This window comes from Phyllobacterium sp. T2-21, from assembly GCF_055378485.1.
In genome coordinates, this window is sequence record NZ_AP027912.1 from 700,180 (window position 1) to 718,753 (window position 18,574).

Below are 18,574 nucleotides of genomic sequence, written 5' to 3' on the forward strand. Positions count from 1 at the left end.
GGGGGAGATCAGCCTTCACCGCTGTTTCAATCAGCTCTGAGCCACTGCGAGGTAAGCAAAAGTGCAGATGCCGATGTGATCTCCCCCCTTGTGGGGGAGATGTCCGGCAGGACAGAGGGGGGTAAAGAACATCACCCCCTTCACAGCATCCTGTATTCACGCTCTTTGTCATCCTGCCGGTCTCCACCCCTTGGCTAGACGTTGTAGTAACGGTTGGCGCGTTTTTCCGCCTGGGCGATGGCGTCTTCCGGCGTCATCTGTCCCGTCACGGCGGTGGCATACATGTCGACCAGCACATAGTCGGCCATCACGCCGGCCGATGCCGTTCCGAGCGGTCCGGCATAGCCGTTCGGCCGCAGGCTGCCCGATGCCTTGGCATAGGCCGCATGGATGGGGTTGGATGTCCACACGGGATTGGCGGCATATTCCTTCAGCGGCTGGCAGCAATAGGCACTGGCGCCTTCGATCCACGCATTCATGTTGTCGGCCTGATACATGAACTGCAGATAGGCCTTGGCGGCTTCCGGATATTTCGTGTGCTTGAAGATGGAGACGGTGGACGCCTGGTGCAGCTCGACCGACTGGCCGACCGGGCCGATGGGCAGATTGACCGAACGCATGTCGTCGGCAATGGCTGCCATCGCCGGGTCCTTCTTAGCCGCATAATAGACGGACACGCCATTGGCGGTCAGCGATATCTGTCCGGCCAGGAAGGCGCGGTTGTTGTTGACGTCCTGCCAGCTTTCCGTGCCGGGAATGAAGGTCTTGTAGAGTTCCTGCGCATATTTCACCGATGCCAGCGTTTCCGGGCTGTTGATGACAACCTTGCCGCTTTCGTCGACCATCTTGCCGCCATGGCTCCACAGCAGCCAGTGCGCGTAATTGTTGCCGTCGCCCACGGCCTTGCCATGCGGGAAGCCCGCGGGTGTGCCCTTGGCGTGCATCGCCTTGCAGAGCTCGAGAAAGCCTGCCGTGTCCTTGGGGAATTCGCTGAAGCCGGCGGCCTTCATGTGGCTGTCGCGGTAGACGATGGCGTTGCCGATGGCGCAGAGCGGCAGGGCGATGAACTTGCCGTCACGTTTGGCATAGCCTTCGAGACCCGGATACCAGCCGCCATGGGCGCCGCCGAGATAGGTGCCGAGCTCGCTGACATCGACCAGCTTGTCGGGATATTGATGCGGGTCGTCGAACCAGCTCATCACCATGTCCGGGCCCGAGCCGACATTGGCGGCGACGGCGGCCTTCGGGCGCACGTCTTCCCAGCTTTCCTTGTCGATACGCACTTCAACGCCGGTGGCGTCGCTGAACTTCTTGGTATTGGCAAGCCATGCGGCTTCTTCTGCCGGCACGAACGGCACCCAGCGCAACAGGCGCAGTTTTGCGCCCGCTTCCGGCTTGTAGGCGGGGGCGGCCTGGGCAAAGGCCGGGGTAAGGCCCAGCCGGTTCAACCCGGCAGCGGCCACAAGTCCGGCAGAAGCGCCGAGAAGATGTCGTCTGTTGATGGTCATGGATGCTCCTCCTTGGGGTTTCACAAGCATGTCCGGAACGTCTCCCGCTTCCGCCCATGCTTTCCGGGGGCTTATATGACCGGCACACGCTCCCCGACTGGCAGGTGCCGCTTGGTGGTTTTCAGACGAGGCGCTTGCCGCTCTCCGCGTCGAAGAGATACGTCGCCTCGGCGTGGATCGACAGGCCGACCGTCTCGCCCGGACGGGCATTGATGCGCTGGTGGAACACGCCGGTAATGTCGTCGCCGCCGATGCGCATGATCATCTGGGTTTCCGATCCGGTGGGCTCGATCACCACGACGTTTGCCGGAATGCCGCCATCGGCAATCGTCATGTGCTCGGGCCGCAGTCCGTAGATCAGGGCGCGTCCCCTGGCGCTTTCGGGTGCCTTGGCCACCGGCAGGACAACACCCATCTCCGTCACGAATTTCAGCGCATCATTCGGGTCGAGCCTGCCCTTGATCATGTTCATGGCGGGCGAGCCGATGAAGCTGGCGACGAACAGATTGGCCGGCTGGTCATAGAGTTCGAGCGGCGCCCCGATCTGTTCGACGATGCCGTCATGCATGACGACGATCTTGTCGGCCATGGTCATGGCCTCGATCTGGTCGTGCGTCACATAGACCGTGGTTGTCTTCAGGCGCTGGTGCAGTTCCTTGATCTCCGCGCGCATGGCGACGCGCAGCTTCGCATCGAGATTGGAGAGCGGCTCATCGAACAGGAACACTTGCGGATCGCGGACAATGGCGCGGCCCATGGCCACGCGCTGGCGCTGGCCGCCGGACAATTGCCGGGGAAAGCGGTCGAGCAGGTGGGTGAGGCCCAGAATTTCCGCTGCCGGTTTGACGCGCTTGTCGATCTCGGCCTTGGCGGCACCTTTCAGCGTCAGCGAAAAGGCCATGTTGTCGGCAACGGTCATGTGCGGATAGAGCGCATAGTTCTGGAACACCATGGCGATGTCGCGCTCCTTCGGCGCGAGACCATTGACCACCTGTCCGCCGATGCGGATCTCGCCGGCGGAAATATTCTCCAGCCCCGCCAGCATGCGCAGCAGGGTTGACTTGCCGCAGCCGGACGGTCCGACCAGAATGACGAACTCGCCATCGGCGATCTCGATATCAACCCCCTTGATAACCGGATGCGTCCCGAATGATTTTCTGACATTGGCGAATTCGACTGATGCCATGCCCGTTCCTCCCTGAAATGTGCCTAACGGTGCTTCTCCCAAAACACCGCGCGAAAATACTATCCCCGGCCGACCAGCGGCATTTTCGTCGCCATGACAGTCAGCGACAGCACATTGGCTTCCAGCGGCAAGCCGGCCATGTAGACAACGGCATCGCCGATATAGTGCGCCGGTATGGTTGGCTCGCTTGCCATCTCGCCATTGGCCTGCAGCACGCCGCCCGCCATCTTCGACGTCATTTCGGTGGTGGCATTGCCGATATCGATCTGGCCGCAGGCAATGTCGAAGGGCCGCCCATCCAGCGCGGTCGACTTGGTCAGACCCGTGATGGCGTGTTTCGTTGCTGTATAGGGCGCTGAATTCGGTCGCGGCGTCGTTGCGGAAATCGAGCCATTGTTGATGATGCGCCCGCCGCGCGGCGTCTGTGCCTTCATCAGTTTCAGCGCCTGTTGCGTGCACAGGAATGCGCCGGTCAGATTGGCGCCGACAATGGCGTTCCACTGCTCGAACGTCACCTCTTCCATGGCGACATTCGGCACATTGATCCCGGCATTGTTGATCAGCAGGTCCAGCCGTCCATAGGCCGCCTTGACGGCTTCGAACAGTGCGGCGACGGATTTGGGATCGCTGACATCGGAGACAATGGGATTGACCGTTCCCTTGGTCTCGTCGGCCAGTGTCCTTGCTGCTTCATCGAGCACGTCCTTGCGCCGCCCGGTGATGACGACGGTCCAGCCGACACCGAGCAGTGCCACAGAAATCGCCTTGCCGACGCCCGTGCCGCCGCCGGTCACCAGTGCGATCTTGCCTCTGCCTGAATCCTGATAATTGGTCATAGTGTTCCGCCCAGTTCGTCTTCGATATGCGCCTTGATGATGTCGTCAAAGACGGTCTCCGCCTTGAACCCGAGCGCGGCCGCGCGCCGCGTGTCGAAATCCGTCGCCCAGCCTGCCACGATTTTCTGGATGGTCGCGTCCGGTTCGCGCCGGATCAGCTTGACCGCCTTTTCACCCGCCACGCGCTTCAGGGCTGCAATCTCTTCGCCGACGAGGGCGGAAAGGCCGGGCATTGAAAGGTTGCGGCGCGGTCCGACCTGTTCCAGGTCGAGCGTTGCCGCGTGCACGAAAAAGCCGACTGCCGAGCGCGGGCTGGCGAACCAGTGCCGGACACTCTCGTCCACCGGCAGAATGGCTTCCTGCCCCGCCAGCGGCTCGCGCAGGATATTGGAGAAGAAGCCCGAAGCCGCCTTGTTCGGCTTGCCGGGACGAATGCAGATGGTCGGCAGGCGAATGCCGATGCCGTCGAAAAACCCGCGGCGGCTGTAGTCGGACAAAAGCAGCTCGGAGATGGCCTTCTGTGTGCCATAGCTGGTGAGCGGCGTGGTGAAGAATTCGTCGCCGATCTTGTCGGGAAAGGGCGTGCCGAACACCGCGATGGAGGAGGCGAAGACCACACGCGGACGATAAGGTGCCTTGGCGCTTTCCTGCCGGATAGCCTCGAACAGGAACCGCGTGCCGTCCAGATTGACCTTGTAACCCTTTTCGAAATCCGCTTCGGCTTCACCTGAAACAATAGCCGCAAGATGAAAGATCAGATCGGGGCGGCTGGCAATCAGTCGTTCAGCAACACCGGCATCGGAAAGGTCGGCCGCTTTTGTCGTGGAAATGCCGGCAAGGGTGCGGGGCGCCACCGGCTCGATCACATCGACCAGCGTCAGCGTGTCGATGCCGCCGCCGAGGATACCCTCTTCAGCCGCGATCCTGTCCAGCAATTTGCGGCCCACCATCCCGGCGGCGCCAATGACCAGTACGTGCATATGCAATCAACCTCTTTGTCATGCGGGCAGGTCGCCCGTTTTGTTCAAACGCTATGCGCGAGGGGAAAGATGCGAGGTTCGCAGTGACACAGTGGCGCAAAGGCCATGCCAGGCCCCATTGGGCCACGGCCAATCCCTGCAATACCTGCCGCTGAACTCAAGAACCGATCCTCCCAGAACGTCTTATTCTGCCAACCCCGGCGGGTCTTATGACAGCGCTAACACAAAGTTATGCACACTCACTAGCATTCATCAAGCGATTTATGGTAGCGCTATCATTATTCTGCTCAATCCCACCGGGATCATGCCATGCCACGCAAACGCAACGCGCACCGGAATGCCGACACGCCGACTTTGGCTGACGTGGCGCGGCTTGCCGGTGTGAGCGATATCACCGCCTCTCGCGTGGTTCGCAACAAGGGGCCGATCGCCGATGCGACACGGGCGAAGGTCCTCGCCGCCATCGCCGAACTTGGCTATATTCCCAACCGGGCGGCGGGCAGTCTTGCTTCCTCGGGTTCCACGCTGATGAGCGTGCTGTTGCCCTCTCTGTCGAACATCGTCTTTCCCGATGTGCTGCGCGGCATCCATACGGCCCTGACCGAGACGGCGTTTCAGCCGGTCATCGGCGTCACCGACTACGATCCGGTGATCGAAGAACGCATTCTTCTGTCTTTTCTCGCATGGCAGCCTGCAGCGGTGATTCTGGCCGGGTTGCATCATACGGCCACCGCACGGCGGCATCTGGAGCATGGGCGTTTTCGCGTCGCCGAACTCATGGACATCGATGGGGATCCGGTTGATATCGCCGTGGGCATGTCGCATTGGCAAGCCGGCTATGACACCGGCAAACATCTGGTGCAGCGTGGCTACCGCCGTTTCGGTTATGCCGGTCACAGCATCGCTAGCGATGATCGCGCCCGCGCCCGCTATGATGGCCTGCGGGCCGCCTTGAAAGACGCCGGTCTGCTGCTGGTTGCCGAAGAGCGCGTGCAGGGGGGCAGCTCCACCATGGCTGGCCGCCACCTGCTTGAGGCGATCCTCCGGAAAGCGCCGGGGCTTGATGTGGTCGTCTTCCCCAATGACGACATGGCCATGGGCGGCATCTTCCATTGCATGCATGCGGGGATAACGCCGAAGGAACAGTTGGGCATTTTCGGCTTCAACGGCCTCGATATCGGGCAGGCCTTGCCGTTGCCGCTGTCGACGATCCTTTCCAAGCGATTCCTGATCGGCAAGACCGCCGCCGAAAAACTCCTGGAAAGCCGCGAACGCCCGGCTGAAAAGACCATCATCAACACCGGTTACGACATCATAGAAGGAGCAACCGCATGACGGCGGTCCTGTCCGAACTCGCCGCCACGCTCAGGCGGATTTGACCGGTTTCAGGGATTGCAGCCCGAGGCCGCCAACGGCCAGGAGCACGCAGGCGATGCCGATGATCTGGTTCCGGCTGACGGTTTCCCCGAGGAAGATGACGGCGAATATCACCGCCGAGACCGGTGCCACGGCGGTAAAGAGCGAGGCTTCGGCGCCACTGACCCGCGCGGCACCGGCATACCACAGCAGGAAGCCGCCAACCGTCGGAACAATGGCGTAGTAGATGACAGCCCAGAACGATCCAATGCTCATGCCGCCCGTCCATGGCATTTCGAACAGCGCGGGCACGATGGCCACCGCCAGTCCAAGGCCTGTCATCAGCGTTGAAAGGGCAAGCGGCGGAATGGGCGTCCTCAGGCGCTTGTTGATCAGGATGAACAGGCCCTCGCAGATGACAGCCGCAAAGATCAGCGCATTGCCCGGCAGGGAGTGTGTGCCGCTTTCGCCGGGGCGGAAGGCGATGCTGACAACGCCTGCTGTCGCCAGCAGAATGGCGACGAGGGTAAAGCGGTGCGGCCGTTCGCCGAGGACGAGAATGGCGATGGCTGCGGCAACCACCGGCAGCGTCCCGATGATGACGCCGGCATCCGTTGCCGAGGTCAGTTTGAGGCCGGATATCAGCAGGGTCGTGTAACCGACGCTGCCGGCGCCCGCCTGCAGGACGAGAAGGATCCAGGCAGAGCGGTCAAGCCGCGGCCACTTGGTTCGTGTCAATCGCATCAGCAACAGGAATATCGGGAAGGCGACGGCAAAGCGCAGGGCTGTTGCCGTGAAGGGCGGCAAGCCCGCTGCAATCACCTTGCTGGCAATGATGGTGCTGCCGACGAGCACCATGGCGAGTGCGAGAAAAACATAACCTTGAACCTGCTTGGACATGCGCAATCCTTTTCATCCCGGGAAGGCGCACAACAGCGGATCGGGCGGGGTTCGTCTTGAACGAAATTGCAGGAAAGGCTTCAGTTCATGGCGTCGGCATAGGCGCCGGGCGACAGGCCGTATTTGCGGATGAAGGTGCGCGTCATGTGGCTCTGGTCGGCAAAGCCGCTGGCAATGGCAGCTTCCGCCAGAGATGATCCCCCGGCGATCATCCGGCGGGCGAGGTCGATGCGCCGCTGCACCAGATAGGCATGCGGTGTCATGCCGGTGGCGCGGGCGAAGGCACGGACCACCTGAAAGCGGCTCAAACCGCTTTCCCGTGAAAGGTCCTCCAATGTCACCGCGCGCGCCGGCTGATCATCGATCAGGTCGCGGGCACGGCCGATGGCTCGGGGTATTGCCGGAAGCCGTTGCGGATCGCCCGGCTCGTCAAACACGCCGGCAAGCAGCATCAGCAGCGATTCTTCCTGCCGGATGGCCGAGGGAAAGCCGGTGGTCGTCATGGCGGCGAAGAGCCGCTCGAACTGGTGCGCCAGCCGCGTGTCCTGGATGACTGGCCGGGGAAATTCGCCGCGTCTTTCGCCATGCTCCTGCAGATCTGCCGTCATCGCGCCAATGAGGGACGGATCGAAATAGAGCATTTTCCACGAGCGGCCTGCGTCGCCTATGGGCGCGCCGTCATGCACTTCGCCGGGATTGACGGTGATCATGTCGCCGGGGCCGGCCTCCACCATTCCCCGTCCGCTCAGGGATTTTTGCGCGCCCTGGTGAATGACGCCTATGCCGTACTGTTCGTGCGTGTGCCGGGAAAAGCTGTGCCGCGTTGCCGCCGCGACGGCTTCCACCCCCGCGGTTGTACAGCGCATTATCCTGAACTGGCCCTTCATCATGCCAGCCTTTCTATCACCGGATGTGCGCCATCACAAATTAGCAGCCTTTGCGGTGGCGTTCGCCCGGAAATGATGCTGTCATTCCCCTGCGCAGAGAGTCCCGGCCTTTCCAAGAGGAATGAATCATGGCGAAACAGAAACATGTGATCGTGGTCGGTGCCGGAATTATCGGTGCGTCGATTGCCTGGCATCTGGCGCGGCAGGGGGCGGTTGTCACGGTGGTTGCCGAACAAAGCGGCGGGGTCGCCACGCCTGCGTCTTTTGCATGGATCAATGCCAGCTGGGGCAATCCCGAGTTCTATTTCCGCTTCCGCCGCTATGCCATGGAAGGCTGGCAGCGCCTGCACGATGAGCTGCCCGGCATCAGGGTGAACTGGTGCGGCGGCATCAGCTGGGATTTATCGCCGGATGAACTTGCGGCCTACGTCGCGCAGCATGGGCACTGGGGCTATGGAATCAGGCGCATCGACCGGCAAGCCGTGGCCGCGCGCGAGCCTTATCTGGCGCGACTGCCGGATGCGGCGGTGCATATTGCCGAAGAGGGCGCCGTTGAGCCCGTTGCCGCGGCGCAGCGCATGCTGGCCGGGGCGCAGGCGCGCGGCGCGCGGCTGCTGGTTGGTGCAAACGTTACACGGCTCGTCCAGGAGGGCGGGCGCATTGCCGGCGTCGTTACGTCGTTCGGCGAGGTGAAGGCCGACCATGTGGTGCTCGCGGCGGGCGCGGGGGCCGCTGCCCTGGCGCAGACTGCGGGGGTGACCCTGCCCATGGAGACGCCGCCGGGTCTGATCGTTCATTCAAAGCCGATGGAGAAGCGGCTCAACGGCATCGTGATCACCCCTGACCTGCACATGCGCCAGACGGCGGAAGGGCGGATCATCGCGGGTGCGGATTTTGGCGGCAGCGATCCCGGTGAGGATCAGCAGGCAACCGCGGATGCGCTGTTCTCCCGCCTGAAAGCAAACCTCGACGATGTGGATGCTCTGGCGCTGGATTTTTTCACCATCGGCTACCGGCCGACCCCCGCCGACGGGTTCCCGATTGTCGGGCCGGCCGGACATCTCGATGGCCTTTCCATCGCCGTCATGCATTCCGGCGTGACGCTTGCGCCTGCCGTCGGCCTGCTGCTGAGCCGGGAAATTTTATCGGACAGGCCGGAGGAACGATTGTCGCCGTTCCGGCTTTCGCGGTTTGACGAGTGAGCGCACGCAGCTCCAGGGCATCGACCCTCCTGTGCGGGAAAACACCGGTGCGCCGGATCAAGGTTGCAGCTTGATCAGTCCGGCTCCCGTCATCCTGAATCCGCAGCCCCGGTAGAACCCGGTCAGCCGGGCTTCAAAATCCACGTGCAGCCAGAAAGCTCCGCGATCGCGCGCGAGGTTTTCAGCCTCCTTGACCAATTGCGTGGCTATGCCCTGCCGGCGGAATTTCGGGTGCACACAGGTATCCAGAAGAAAAGCATGAACACCGCCATCCCATGCCACGTTGACAAAGCCGATCAGCCGCTGTCCGTCATAGGCCCCCACATGGGCAAGGCTACGGGCCAGAATGACGGAGAAATCCTTCCAGACGAAGTCATCCCAGGCCCATTCCCAAAGCGCGTTCATCTCGTCATTGGACGGGAAAGGATCGATGCGGAACGTGATAGCCAAATCCATGTCCTCCCCGGACATTTCCGTTGCGCAAACCTTGCAGATTGCACGGAAATTTCAATGCCGGTTTTCGCGCCTCATGCCGCCGTGCCGGTTGCGCTAAGGCCGGTTGCAGGCGGCAATAGCCACTTCCCGGAACCAAACCGGCTCGCACGCGTTTGTTTTCTGGTTTCGACGGCGCATTCAAACCGCCGGGCCGCAACGGAATAAGGATAGATGATGAAAACAATGATCGTAATGGCTGCCGCTGTTTCCATGGCTCTGGCTTCGGGCGCAGGTGCCGCTCCCCTTCATCAGAAGACCAAGCACCAGGCCCATGCGGCGAACGGGCCCAAGACCCGTCTCGGCACGCTGTCCTGCGCTGTCGATGGCGGCGTTGGCATGCTGATCGGGTCGAGCAAGGCTGTTCAATGCAGGTTCATGCGGACCAATGGTTCCGTTGAACGATATGCCGGACGCATCGGCAAACTTGGCGTCGATATCGGGGTGACCAGGAAATCCTATCTGCAGTGGGTTGTTTATACTGCCGCCGGAAACCGGGCGGGCGATGGCGCCCTTGCCGGCAATTATGTCGGCGTGACGGCGGGTGCCTCGGTTGGCCTTGGTCTCGGTGCGAATGCGCTGGTTGGCGGCACATCGAAGAATTTCGGCCTGCAGCCGTTCAGCGCGGAAGCCACCCAGGGACTGAATGTCGCTGCAGGCGCAACGCAACTGACACTGCGCGCAACACGATAGAACTGGGGCAAAATCCGGCCGCGGTTCGTCGGCGGCCGGATGCCGGCATTGCGGCGCTATCGCACAGTTGGCCCGTCCGCGGGGCGGAGCGCAATGCAAGCGCGCAGGCGCGGATCGCGCAGATAAAGCCCGCCCCAGACCATAAGCCCGAGATAGACGCCGAACAGCAAATGGCTGAAGAGGGGATTGCCGACCCTGAGCTGGGTCGCTATGGCACCGCCGAGATAGCCGGTCAGCAAGATGGCGCCGAGCAGCGATGTCTGCGGGACGGCGTAAAGCACCGTGCAGATGAGAAGCAGAACGCCCAGTCCACGCGCCATGGTCGCACTCTCCGGATACCCCAGCTCGGCCATTGACTTGAGCACGATATCGAGCGGCACCAGTTTGATGCTGAAGTCAAACACCAGAAACAGGATGACGAGGCCGCTGAGAATCCATCCTGCCCAGCGCGCCTTGGCTGAAATTGTTGTCGGTCTGGTTCTTTCCATAATCATGTCCTCCTATGATTTGGCACGGCGTGCCAAAGATTATCGCAAGGACGAACGCAAAAAGACATTTCCGACACCGTGGCCGGAATATTTTCGGGAGGATTGACGCCAGCTCCGGACATCTTCAAACCGCGACGATGGCCGCCGCATGGTTTGGCCCGTTGGAAATCACAGTCGCCTGCCAACTTCGCTTTATTGCTAATTGACATGCGCTCATTTTCATTTTCGTATAGTATTCAGAAAAACGAAACCGAAAGTATACCTCATGTTCCTGCCGCCCCGGCACGCTGAAATTCTCGAAATGGCCAAACTCCATGGCCGGGTGCTTGTGGATGATCTCGCTGCGCATTTCAGCGTGACGCCACAGACCATCCGCAAGGATTTGAACGATCTGTGCGATCAGCGGCTGCTGAACCGGATCCATGGCGGAGCGCTGTTCCCGTCGGGTATCCAGAACCTGGAATATGAAGCGCGGCGTTTGATCGCTGCAACCGAAAAGGAGGCGATCGGTCAGGCCGCCGCCGCGCTCATTCCCGACAATGCCTCGCTCTTCGTCAATATCGGCACGACCACAGAAGCGGTCGGTCAGGCATTGCTGGGCCGGAAAGGCCTGATGGTGATCACAAATAATATCAATGTCGCCAACAATTTGCGGGTTTACCCCGACATTGAGGTGGTCATTGCCGGTGGGGTGGTACGCGGTTCCGATGGCGGTATTGTCGGCGAGGCCGCCGTGGACTTCATCCGTCAGTTCAAGGTGGATTTTGCCGTCATCGGCACGTCGGCAATCGACCATGACGGCGCGTTGCTCGACTTCGATTTCCGCGAGGTCAAGGTGGCGCAGGCCATCATGGCCAATGCCCGGCACGTGATCCTGGTGTCCGATTCCACCAAGTTCGAGCGGACGGCTCCGGTACGCATCGGCCATCTGTCACAGGTCAATACATTCATCACCGACCGCTGCGACAGCGAGATCATCCGCACGATTTGTGCGGACGCGGATGTGCGGCTGGTCGAAACATCCCGTTGAATCCCGGCTTGCCGGGTGAGTTGATGCGCGTTATATTTTCTTTTGGTTTCGTATTTGTTTCGCAGTGGTGCTATATTGGCTGGCGCTGGCGGGCAGGACGGTTGCGAACAGGGAGATGAGCGGTGGCACAGGACGGGATCTACGACATTTTCGTGATTGGCGGCGGCATCAATGGCTGCGGCATTGCCCGCGATGCGGTGGGGCGCGGCTACAGCGTGTGTCTGGCCGAGATGAACGACCTGGCCAGCGGCACCTCGTCGGCCTCCACCAAGCTGATCCATGGCGGGCTGCGCTATCTGGAATATTACGAGTTCCGCCTGGTGCGCGAGGCGCTGATGGAGCGCGAGGTGCTGTGGGCGGCGGCGCCGCACATCATCTGGCCGCTGCGCTTCGTGCTGCCGCACCATGCGGGGCTGCGCCCGGCCTGGCTGCTGCGGCTGGGCCTGTTCCTCTACGATCACATTGGCGGGCGCAGGAAGCTGCCCGCGACGCGCACGCTCGACATGACGCGCGATGCGGCGGCCAGGCCGCTGAAGTCGCTCTATACGCGGGCGTTCGAATATTCCGACTGCTGGGTCAATGATGCGCGGCTGGTGGCGCTCAATGCGCGCGATGCGGCCGACCGCGGCGCGGTGATCCGCACCCGCAGCAAGGTGACGGCAGCGCGGCGCGCGGCCGATGGCTGGACGCTGGACGTGCAGGACGCCCTGTCGGGCGCGGTGGAGACGGTGCGGGCGCGGCTCGTGGTCAATGCGGCCGGTCCCTGGGTGGACGAGGTCCTGACCGGCGTGGCCGGGCTGAAGGCGGCGCACAATGTGCGCCTGGTGCAGGGCAGCCACATCGTGGTGCGCAAAAAGTTCGACGATCCGCGCGCCTATTTCTTCCAGAACACCGACGGGCGCATCATCTTCGCCATTCCCTATGAGCAGGAATTCACGCTGATCGGCACGACGGACCAGGATTATCACGGCAATCCGGCCGAGGTGACGATCACCGCTGCGGAGACCGATTATCTCTGCGCGGCGGCCAGCGAATATTTTGCCGCGCCGGTGCAGCGCGCCGATGTGGTGTGGAGCTATTCGGGGGTGCGCCCGCTCTATGATGACGGGGCCTCGAAGGCGCAGGAGGCGACGCGCGACTATGTGCTGAAAAGCGATGCGCCGGCGGGGCTGGCGCCGCTGATGAACATTTTCGGCGGCAAGATCACCACCTACCGGCGGCTGGCGGAGCACATGCTGGAGAAGATCGAGGAGAAGCTCGGGGCCAGGGGCAAGCCATGGACGGCGGCCGGCACGCTGCCGGGCGGCGATTTCCCGGCGGACGGCTTTGCGGCGCAGCTGCAGCGGCTGCAAGCCGATTACCCCTTCCTCGAACCGCGCCATGCCTACCGGCTCGTACGGCTCTACGGCACGCGGGCCTGGGGGCTGTTGGGCACGGCGGCATCCCTAGCCGATCTCGGCGAGCATTTCGGCTGGGATCTCTACGCGGCGGAGGTGCGCTATCTCATCGCGCAGGAATGGGCGATGACCGCCCAGGATGTCCTGTGGCGGCGCACCAAGGTCGGCCTGCATGTCACCGGCGCAGAAACCGCGGCCCTCGAAACCTTCATGGCCAAAACCGTCCTGCGGCGAGCGGACACCGCGCCGGAATAGGCTCCACGCTGCCCTATCCAGCGGTGAAGGGCGGGCAGCCGTGCTGGCCCGGCCTTCGTTTATCGGGATTTTCCGATTGAACCGATATCAAAGGGTGTCGTTTGATAAATCTCGTTTATCCAGTTGGACAGGAGCAAATGCGCATGCGAGCGCCAGCGATTGGGCGGCGGCCTTGATGTGTCGTCATCGGGGAAATAGTTGAACGGCAGGTTGATCGGTACCCCGGCCTGAATATCGCGGAAATACTCATCGGCCAGCGAACTGGAATCATATTCGAGATGGTCGAGCACATAAAGGCGGCGATACTGCGGATCTTCGACAATGCAGGCTCCCTTCTCCTCCGAATGTGCCAGCAGCGTCAGTTCCGGCCGCGCAAGAATGTCCGCCGGCCGCACTTCGGCCCAGCGTGATATCGGAATGGCGAAATCGTCGGAAAAGCCGTTGAGATAGGGCGACGCTGTCTTCAGGATTCTCTGGCTGTAGACACCGAATGCTTTTTCGCCAAGCGCATGCTTCGGCACGCCGTGGAAATGATGAAGTGCCGCCATCGCCCCCCAGCAGACATTCATCGTCGAATGGACGTTGGTTTGCGTCCACTCCAGGATATCGCGCATTTCCGGCCAGTAGCTGACATCCTCGAACGGGATAGTCTCGACAGGGGTTCCGGTAATGATGAAACCGTCGAACGTGCGGTGCTGCGCCTTTTCCCATGTCTCATAAAAGGCGCTGAGATGGTCTTCTGGCGTATTCTTCGGCTTGTAGCTGCCGACGGTCACCAGCGAAAGTTCGATCTGCAGCGGCGAAGCGCCAAGCAGGCGCGCGATCTGCAATTCTGTCTTGATCTTGTTGGGCATCAGGTTCAGCAGCCCGATCTGGAGCGGGCGGATATCCTGACGGATAGCCACGGCTTCCGTCATCACGCGTACGCCCTCGCTTACCAAAGTATCGAAGGCGGGCAGTTTGTCAGGAATCTTGATAGGCATCACGGTCACCAAAAAAAGCCGATAGATCGCTTCCGGTCCGCACGCGGCCCTTTAGCGAGTTTTTTAACGTGGCTGCAAGCCGGCCGGCCAAATCACCACGGGTTCTTCAATACTGGATGCTTGTGCAAATAGCTATCGGATTCAAATGCGGCGGGCTGTCGCTCGCCGCATGGGCCAGACGAGACAGTGTTTCACTGCCGTCTCAATCGTGCGTTTCACCGGAAAAAGCGGTCGCCTGCATCGATGGCCGCCGGCAATAGCCGGCATACCACGCGGCAAGGCGCGGGCGTCCTTCAGCAAACGGATAGACGTTGCGAAACGCGATCCAGTCGAGCGTTGTCGCCAGGGCGATCTCGCCGATGCGCGGCAGGCCCTCGAGGGATGCTTCGTTCTCGGCGAAATCGCAGGCCGCGATGATTTTCTGCAACTGGGCATCGCGCATGGTCGGCTAGCGCAGAGGCTCCGGCCGCCGCTCGGTTTCCCAGCGCACCACGATGCCGGAATCGGCGATGCCCTGCGCCGCCGCCTGCAGACGCAGTGTTTCCCAGCGTGCATTCCCGCTTGGCGGGATGAGGGCGGAGCCACCGGGGAGGGTACTGAGATAGTCCGCTATGGCAACCGAATCGAACAGCGCAAAGCCGTCCTCGCCGATCAGCACCGGAACCTTTCCCAGCGGGTTGAGCGCATAGACCGCCTCATTGCGCCGGGTCGGACTGGTTTCGTGGTGGATGACCTCGACCCTGTCCGCCAGACCGATTTCGTGAATGGCGACCAGTATCTTGCGGGCGTAGGGCGAGTGTGTCTGGTAAAGCAGCTTCATGGGAATCCCGGATGATGGAGCGAGTCGGCACGGACAATCGCCCGGCAAGCCCGCGGGATCAAGAGGGCTCCAGCAGATGCCGGATATCAGAGACCGTATAGCTGAAGCAGGCTCTTCATGCGGCTTGTGGCAAGTTCCGGCCTGTCGAGAACATTGGCCTGATCGGCCAGCCGGAAAATATCGGCATAATGAACGATACCGCGTGCCGACTGCATGCCGGCGGGCATGGTGAAATGGCTCTGGTGACCATTGAGCCAGGCCAGGAAAACCACCCCCGCCTTGTAATACTGCGTCGGGGCTTCGAAGATTTTGCGGGACAACGGCACGGTAGGTTCGATCACGGCGCGGAAGGCCGTCGTCTCGCCCTTTGCCAGCAGCGCCAGTGCCTTCGAGGCCTGCGGCGCGACCGCATCGAAAATGCCGAGCAGGGCATGGCTGTACCGTGCACCGTCGCCTTCGATCAGTTCGGCATAGTTGAAATCATCGCCGGTAAAGCACAGGACCCCCTCGGGCAGCCGGTTGCGCAGGGCAATTTCCCTGGTGTTGTCGAGCAGCGAAATCTTGATGCCTTCGACCTTGTCCCTGTTGTCGTTGATGATGGCAAGCACGGTTTCCAATGCGTCGTCAAAGGCATGGGAGCCCCAGTAGCCGGCAAGGTGCGGATCGAACATGTCACCGAGCCAGTGCAGGACGACCTTGTTGCGCGTCTGGCGCAGGATTTCGCCGTAGACGGCCCGGTAGTCATCCGGGGATTTTGCCACTTTGGCGAGCGCCCGGCTGGCCATCATCACGGCCCGGCCGCCCTCAGCCTCGACAAAGCCGATCTGCGTTTCATAAGCGGCGATCACATCTGCGAGGCTGCGGGTGTCTTCCGGCGCCAGCTGGTCGGTCCCGGCACCGCAGGCAAGATCGGCGCCCGGCACGCTGCGCGCCTCGGCGAGCGAGCGGCGGATCAGTTCCTGCGCGCCTGCCCAATCCAGCCCCATGCCGCGCTGGGCCGTGTCCATGGCTTCGGCGATCTTGAACCCGAGTGACCAGAGATGATGGCGAAAGGCCATGGTGGCATCCCAGTCGATGGCGGGCGAACCCCAGGGCGCGCTGTCCCGAAGCGGATCTGACACCACATGGGCGGCCGCGTAGGCGATACGGCTGAAGGATGGCGGAGCATCCGGCCGCGCGGTCGGCTCGCCGGAAAGGCGGTAGGCTGAAAGTGCGCCATCGGCGGCGGGCAGGTTCAGAACTAGGCTCATCATATCGCTCCCGGTCGTATGAGGGGTTTTGTAATTTGGAACGTTCCAAAAAACAAGAGGAAAAAATCCGGACCTTTGTGCAGCCGAAAAATGAAAGGTCGCCGGCTGAGAAAGTTAAAATGAGCAGGAAATCACCGTAAATCACGGTTTTCTGTGCTGTCGTGACGATGTATCGTGATAGTCCTTGATTTTTCCTGCTTGACATATTTGGAACGTTCCAATTATATCCATCGTCTGACTGGGAGGAAGACCGTGAGCCGAAGCCGGACAACCGTTGTGGATATTGCGCATGCCGCGGGCGTGTCGAAATCCACCGTGTCGCTGGTTCTGCAGGGCAGTCCCCTGGTCAATGAAAAGACCCGTGAGAAGGTCAACAGCGTCATCGCCGATCTCGGCTATGTCTATAATCGCGGTGCGGCCAACCTGCGCCAGGCACGCTCGAAAATCGTCGGCATCGTGGTCAATGATCTCACCAACAGCTTCTTCGCCGAACTCGCCGTCGGTATGGATATGGTCGTTCAGTCGGCAGGCTACGTGCAATTCCTTGCCCATAGCGGCGAGAGCGTCGACCGCCAGCGCGAAGTCATCGCGTCCATGCGGGAAAACGGCATCGCCGGGATGATCCTGTCGCCGGCGCGCGGCACCGAGGCGGCGGATATCAAGCCGTTGATCGACAGCGGTATTCCGGTGGTGGTCGTGGTGCGCAATCTGCCGGGTGCCAAGGTCTCCACCCTGCTTTCCGACAATTATACCGGCGCGAAGGCCGCCGTGCGTCATCTGGTTGCCCTTGGCCACACGCGCATCGGCTTCATGGGCGGCTTTCTCGATACCGCGGTTTTTGCCGAGCGGCTGCGCGGTTATCGCGATGCCCTGCAGGAAGCGGGCATTGCCGTCGATGAGGCGCTGATCATCCATTCCGCGCCGTCCCGCGCCGGTGGTGTTGCCGCTGTCGAGCGCATGATGCTCCATCCCGATCGGGCAACGGCGGCGCTGTGCCTCAACGATGCGGTGGCCTTCGGTGTCTGCGATGGTTTGCGGGCCGTCGGCATCGAGCCCGGCAAGGGTTTTGGCGTGATCGGTTTCGACGACGTGATCGAGGCCAAGACGGCCGTCCCGGCGCTGACAACCGTTTCGGTCGACCCGCAGGGCATGGGCCAGCGTGCGGCCCAGCTCCTGCTCAAGCAGATCAATGCCGGCGGCAATGAACAGGAATCGCTGGTGACGTCCGTGCGCCTTGTGGTGCGGCAAAGCTGCGGTGCGCCGATCAGGAACAATCATCTGGAGGAAATGGCATGACGCGGTGGGGATTGATCGGAGCAAGCACGATTGCGCACGAATGGGTGATCGATGCGATCCGCGCCGAAGGCGGCGAGATCGTTTCCGTCATGAGCACCAGTGCCGAGCGTGGCCGGAAATATGCTACCGATCACGGCATTGCCAAATCTGTGACCACGCTCGATGCGCTGGTCGGCGATCAGGATGTCGATGCGGTCTACATCTCGACGACCAATGAGCTGCACAGGGATCAGGTGCTCGCGGCCGCGGCTGCGGGAAAGCATGTGCTGTGCGAAAAGCCGCTGGCCATGAGCCTTGCGGATGCGCGGGCCATGGTTGACGCCTGCCGCGCGGCCGGTGTGGTGCTTGGCACCAATCATCATCTGCGCAATGCCGCGAGCCACACCGCCATGCGCGACGCCATTGCTGCCGGCCGGATCGGCACGCCGCTTGCCGCCCGGGTTTTTCACGCGGTCTATCTGCCGCCGCACCTGCAGGGCTGGCGGCTCGACAAGCCGGAAGCCGGCGGCGGCGTCATTCTGGATATCACCGTGCATGACACGGATACACTGCGCTATGTGCTGGGCGACGATCCTGTCGAGGCGGTTGCCGCCAGCCAGATCGGCGGCCTTGGCAACGCAGGCCTTGCCGATGGCGTCATGGGCGTGCTGCGCTTCAAGTCGGGCCTGATTGCCCAGTTCCATGATGGCTTCACCACCAAATATGCCGAAACCGGCTTCGAGGTGCATGGCTCCGAAGGTTCGCTGGTCGGCCGCAATGTCATGACGCAGAAGCCGGTCGGCACCGTCACCCTGCGCAATGCCGAGGGTGAAACCGAGCTCAAGCTCAACCACCGGAACCTCTACGAAACGGGCATTGCCAAATTCCATGCCGCCATCCTCGGCAAGGGGCAGCCTCCGGCAACGGGTGAAGACGGTGTCTGGTCGCTTGCCGCCGGTCTTGCGGTCACCGAGGCCGCCCGCACCGGCAGCGTGCAGACAATCAATCCAGGTCTTTGAAGAGAACGACGTCAAGC

General features: G+C 61.8%; 19 protein-coding genes and 1 riboswitch. Of the genes, 7 read left to right on the plus strand and 12 right to left on the minus strand.

Annotation, left to right across the window (positions count from 1 at the left end; all coding sequences use genetic code 11):
• Positions 1–194 precede the first annotated feature (194 nt).
• The 4 genes from ACZ5FP_RS03490 to denD form a co-directional block, all read right to left on the minus strand.
• Entirely contained in the window at positions 195–1,508 is a 1,314-nt protein-coding gene (locus ACZ5FP_RS03490) for an ABC transporter substrate-binding protein (protein WP_223614104.1), read from the minus strand.
• Positions 1,509–1,629: 121 nt separating this feature from the next.
• Positions 1,630–2,694, minus strand: a complete 1,065-nt coding sequence (locus tag ACZ5FP_RS03495) for an ABC transporter ATP-binding protein (protein WP_464662163.1) — start codon at positions 2,692–2,694, stop codon at positions 1,630–1,632.
• Between the two features lie 59 nt (positions 2,695–2,753).
• Positions 2,754–3,530, minus strand: coding sequence for an SDR family oxidoreductase (locus tag ACZ5FP_RS03500; RefSeq protein WP_464662165.1), 777 nt, complete (start codon positions 3,528–3,530; stop codon positions 2,754–2,756).
• Entirely contained in the window at positions 3,527–4,510 is a 984-nt protein-coding gene (denD, locus tag ACZ5FP_RS03505; protein ID WP_464662167.1) for a D-erythronate dehydrogenase, read from the minus strand. The genes ACZ5FP_RS03500 and denD overlap by 4 nt, the downstream gene beginning before the upstream one ends.
• A gap of 309 nt (positions 4,511–4,819) precedes the next feature.
• Between denD and ACZ5FP_RS03510 the strand changes: the two genes are divergently transcribed.
• Positions 4,820–5,845 carry a LacI family DNA-binding transcriptional regulator gene (locus ACZ5FP_RS03510; RefSeq protein ID WP_223614108.1) on the plus strand — a complete coding sequence of 342 codons (1,026 nt, stop codon included), beginning with the start codon at positions 4,820–4,822 and terminating at the stop codon, positions 5,843–5,845.
• Positions 5,846–5,875: 30 nt separating this feature from the next.
• Here the strand turns inward: ACZ5FP_RS03510 and ACZ5FP_RS03515 are convergent, their stop codons facing one another.
• Together ACZ5FP_RS03515 and ACZ5FP_RS03520 are read right to left on the minus strand one after the other, a co-directional pair.
• Positions 5,876–6,766, minus strand: a complete 891-nt coding sequence (locus ACZ5FP_RS03515) for a DMT family transporter (RefSeq protein WP_464662169.1) — start codon at positions 6,764–6,766, stop codon at positions 5,876–5,878.
• Between the two features lie 80 nt (positions 6,767–6,846).
• The gene (locus ACZ5FP_RS03520; RefSeq protein WP_464662171.1) at positions 6,847–7,656 is read right to left on the minus strand and encodes an AraC family ligand binding domain-containing protein; all 810 of its coding nucleotides are present in this window, start codon (positions 7,654–7,656) and stop codon (positions 6,847–6,849) included.
• A gap of 125 nt (positions 7,657–7,781) precedes the next feature.
• On the opposite strand from ACZ5FP_RS03520, the gene ACZ5FP_RS03525 reads away from it, so the two are divergent.
• The gene (locus ACZ5FP_RS03525; RefSeq protein WP_464662173.1) at positions 7,782–8,855 is read left to right on the plus strand and encodes an NAD(P)/FAD-dependent oxidoreductase; all 1,074 of its coding nucleotides are present in this window, start codon (positions 7,782–7,784) and stop codon (positions 8,853–8,855) included.
• Between the two features lie 57 nt (positions 8,856–8,912).
• Here the strand turns inward: ACZ5FP_RS03525 and ACZ5FP_RS03530 are convergent, their stop codons facing one another.
• A complete protein-coding gene (locus ACZ5FP_RS03530; protein WP_223614112.1) occupies positions 8,913–9,311 on the minus strand; it encodes a GNAT family N-acetyltransferase in 399 nt (132 codons plus the stop codon).
• Between the two features lie 213 nt (positions 9,312–9,524).
• Here ACZ5FP_RS03530 and ACZ5FP_RS03535 point away from each other — a divergent pair, with 213 nt between their 5' ends.
• Positions 9,525–10,040: a DUF992 domain-containing protein gene (locus ACZ5FP_RS03535; RefSeq protein ID WP_464663160.1), complete on the plus strand. Its 516-nt coding sequence runs from the start codon at positions 9,525–9,527 to the stop codon at positions 10,038–10,040.
• 56 nt (positions 10,041–10,096) lie between these two features.
• Here ACZ5FP_RS03535 and ACZ5FP_RS03540 read toward each other — a convergent pair whose 3' ends face one another.
• Entirely contained in the window at positions 10,097–10,528 is a 432-nt protein-coding gene (locus ACZ5FP_RS03540; protein WP_464662175.1) for a DoxX family protein, read from the minus strand.
• A 265-nt stretch (positions 10,529–10,793) separates the two neighbouring features.
• Between ACZ5FP_RS03540 and ACZ5FP_RS03545 the strand changes: the two genes are divergently transcribed.
• On the plus strand, positions 10,794–11,558 hold the full coding sequence (locus ACZ5FP_RS03545; protein WP_223614114.1) for a DeoR/GlpR family DNA-binding transcription regulator: 765 nt from the start codon (positions 10,794–10,796) through the stop codon (positions 11,556–11,558).
• A gap of 122 nt (positions 11,559–11,680) precedes the next feature.
• A complete protein-coding gene (gene glpD, locus ACZ5FP_RS03550; RefSeq protein WP_464662177.1) occupies positions 11,681–13,210 on the plus strand; it encodes a glycerol-3-phosphate dehydrogenase in 1,530 nt (509 codons plus the stop codon).
• 59 nt (positions 13,211–13,269) lie between these two features.
• Here the strand turns inward: glpD and ACZ5FP_RS03555 are convergent, their stop codons facing one another.
• From ACZ5FP_RS03555 to ACZ5FP_RS03570, 4 genes are all read right to left on the minus strand, one after another.
• Positions 13,270–14,193, minus strand: coding sequence for a homoserine O-succinyltransferase (locus ACZ5FP_RS03555; RefSeq protein WP_464662178.1), 924 nt, complete (start codon positions 14,191–14,193; stop codon positions 13,270–13,272).
• A gap of 31 nt (positions 14,194–14,224) precedes the next feature.
• A riboswitch (SAM riboswitch) is annotated at positions 14,225–14,302 on the minus strand.
• A 93-nt stretch (positions 14,303–14,395) separates the two neighbouring features.
• On the minus strand, positions 14,396–14,635 hold the full coding sequence (locus ACZ5FP_RS03560) for a glutathione S-transferase C-terminal domain-containing protein (protein WP_464662180.1): 240 nt from the start codon (positions 14,633–14,635) through the stop codon (positions 14,396–14,398).
• Between the two features lie 6 nt (positions 14,636–14,641).
• Positions 14,642–15,013, minus strand: a complete 372-nt coding sequence (locus tag ACZ5FP_RS03565; protein WP_464662182.1) for a glutathione S-transferase N-terminal domain-containing protein — start codon at positions 15,011–15,013, stop codon at positions 14,642–14,644.
• Between the two features lie 86 nt (positions 15,014–15,099).
• Positions 15,100–16,263 (minus strand): dihydrodipicolinate synthase family protein, encoded by a 1,164-nt coding sequence (locus ACZ5FP_RS03570; RefSeq protein WP_464663161.1) that lies wholly within the window; start codon positions 16,261–16,263, stop codon positions 15,100–15,102.
• 252 nt (positions 16,264–16,515) lie between these two features.
• Here ACZ5FP_RS03570 and ACZ5FP_RS03575 point away from each other — a divergent pair, with 252 nt between their 5' ends.
• Together ACZ5FP_RS03575 and ACZ5FP_RS03580 are read left to right on the plus strand one after the other, a co-directional pair.
• The gene (locus ACZ5FP_RS03575) at positions 16,516–17,559 is read left to right on the plus strand and encodes a LacI family DNA-binding transcriptional regulator (RefSeq protein ID WP_464662184.1); all 1,044 of its coding nucleotides are present in this window, start codon (positions 16,516–16,518) and stop codon (positions 17,557–17,559) included.
• The gene (locus tag ACZ5FP_RS03580; protein WP_464662186.1) at positions 17,556–18,557 is read left to right on the plus strand and encodes a Gfo/Idh/MocA family protein; all 1,002 of its coding nucleotides are present in this window, start codon (positions 17,556–17,558) and stop codon (positions 18,555–18,557) included. The genes ACZ5FP_RS03575 and ACZ5FP_RS03580 overlap by 4 nt, the downstream gene beginning before the upstream one ends.
• Positions 18,558–18,574 lie beyond the last annotated feature (17 nt).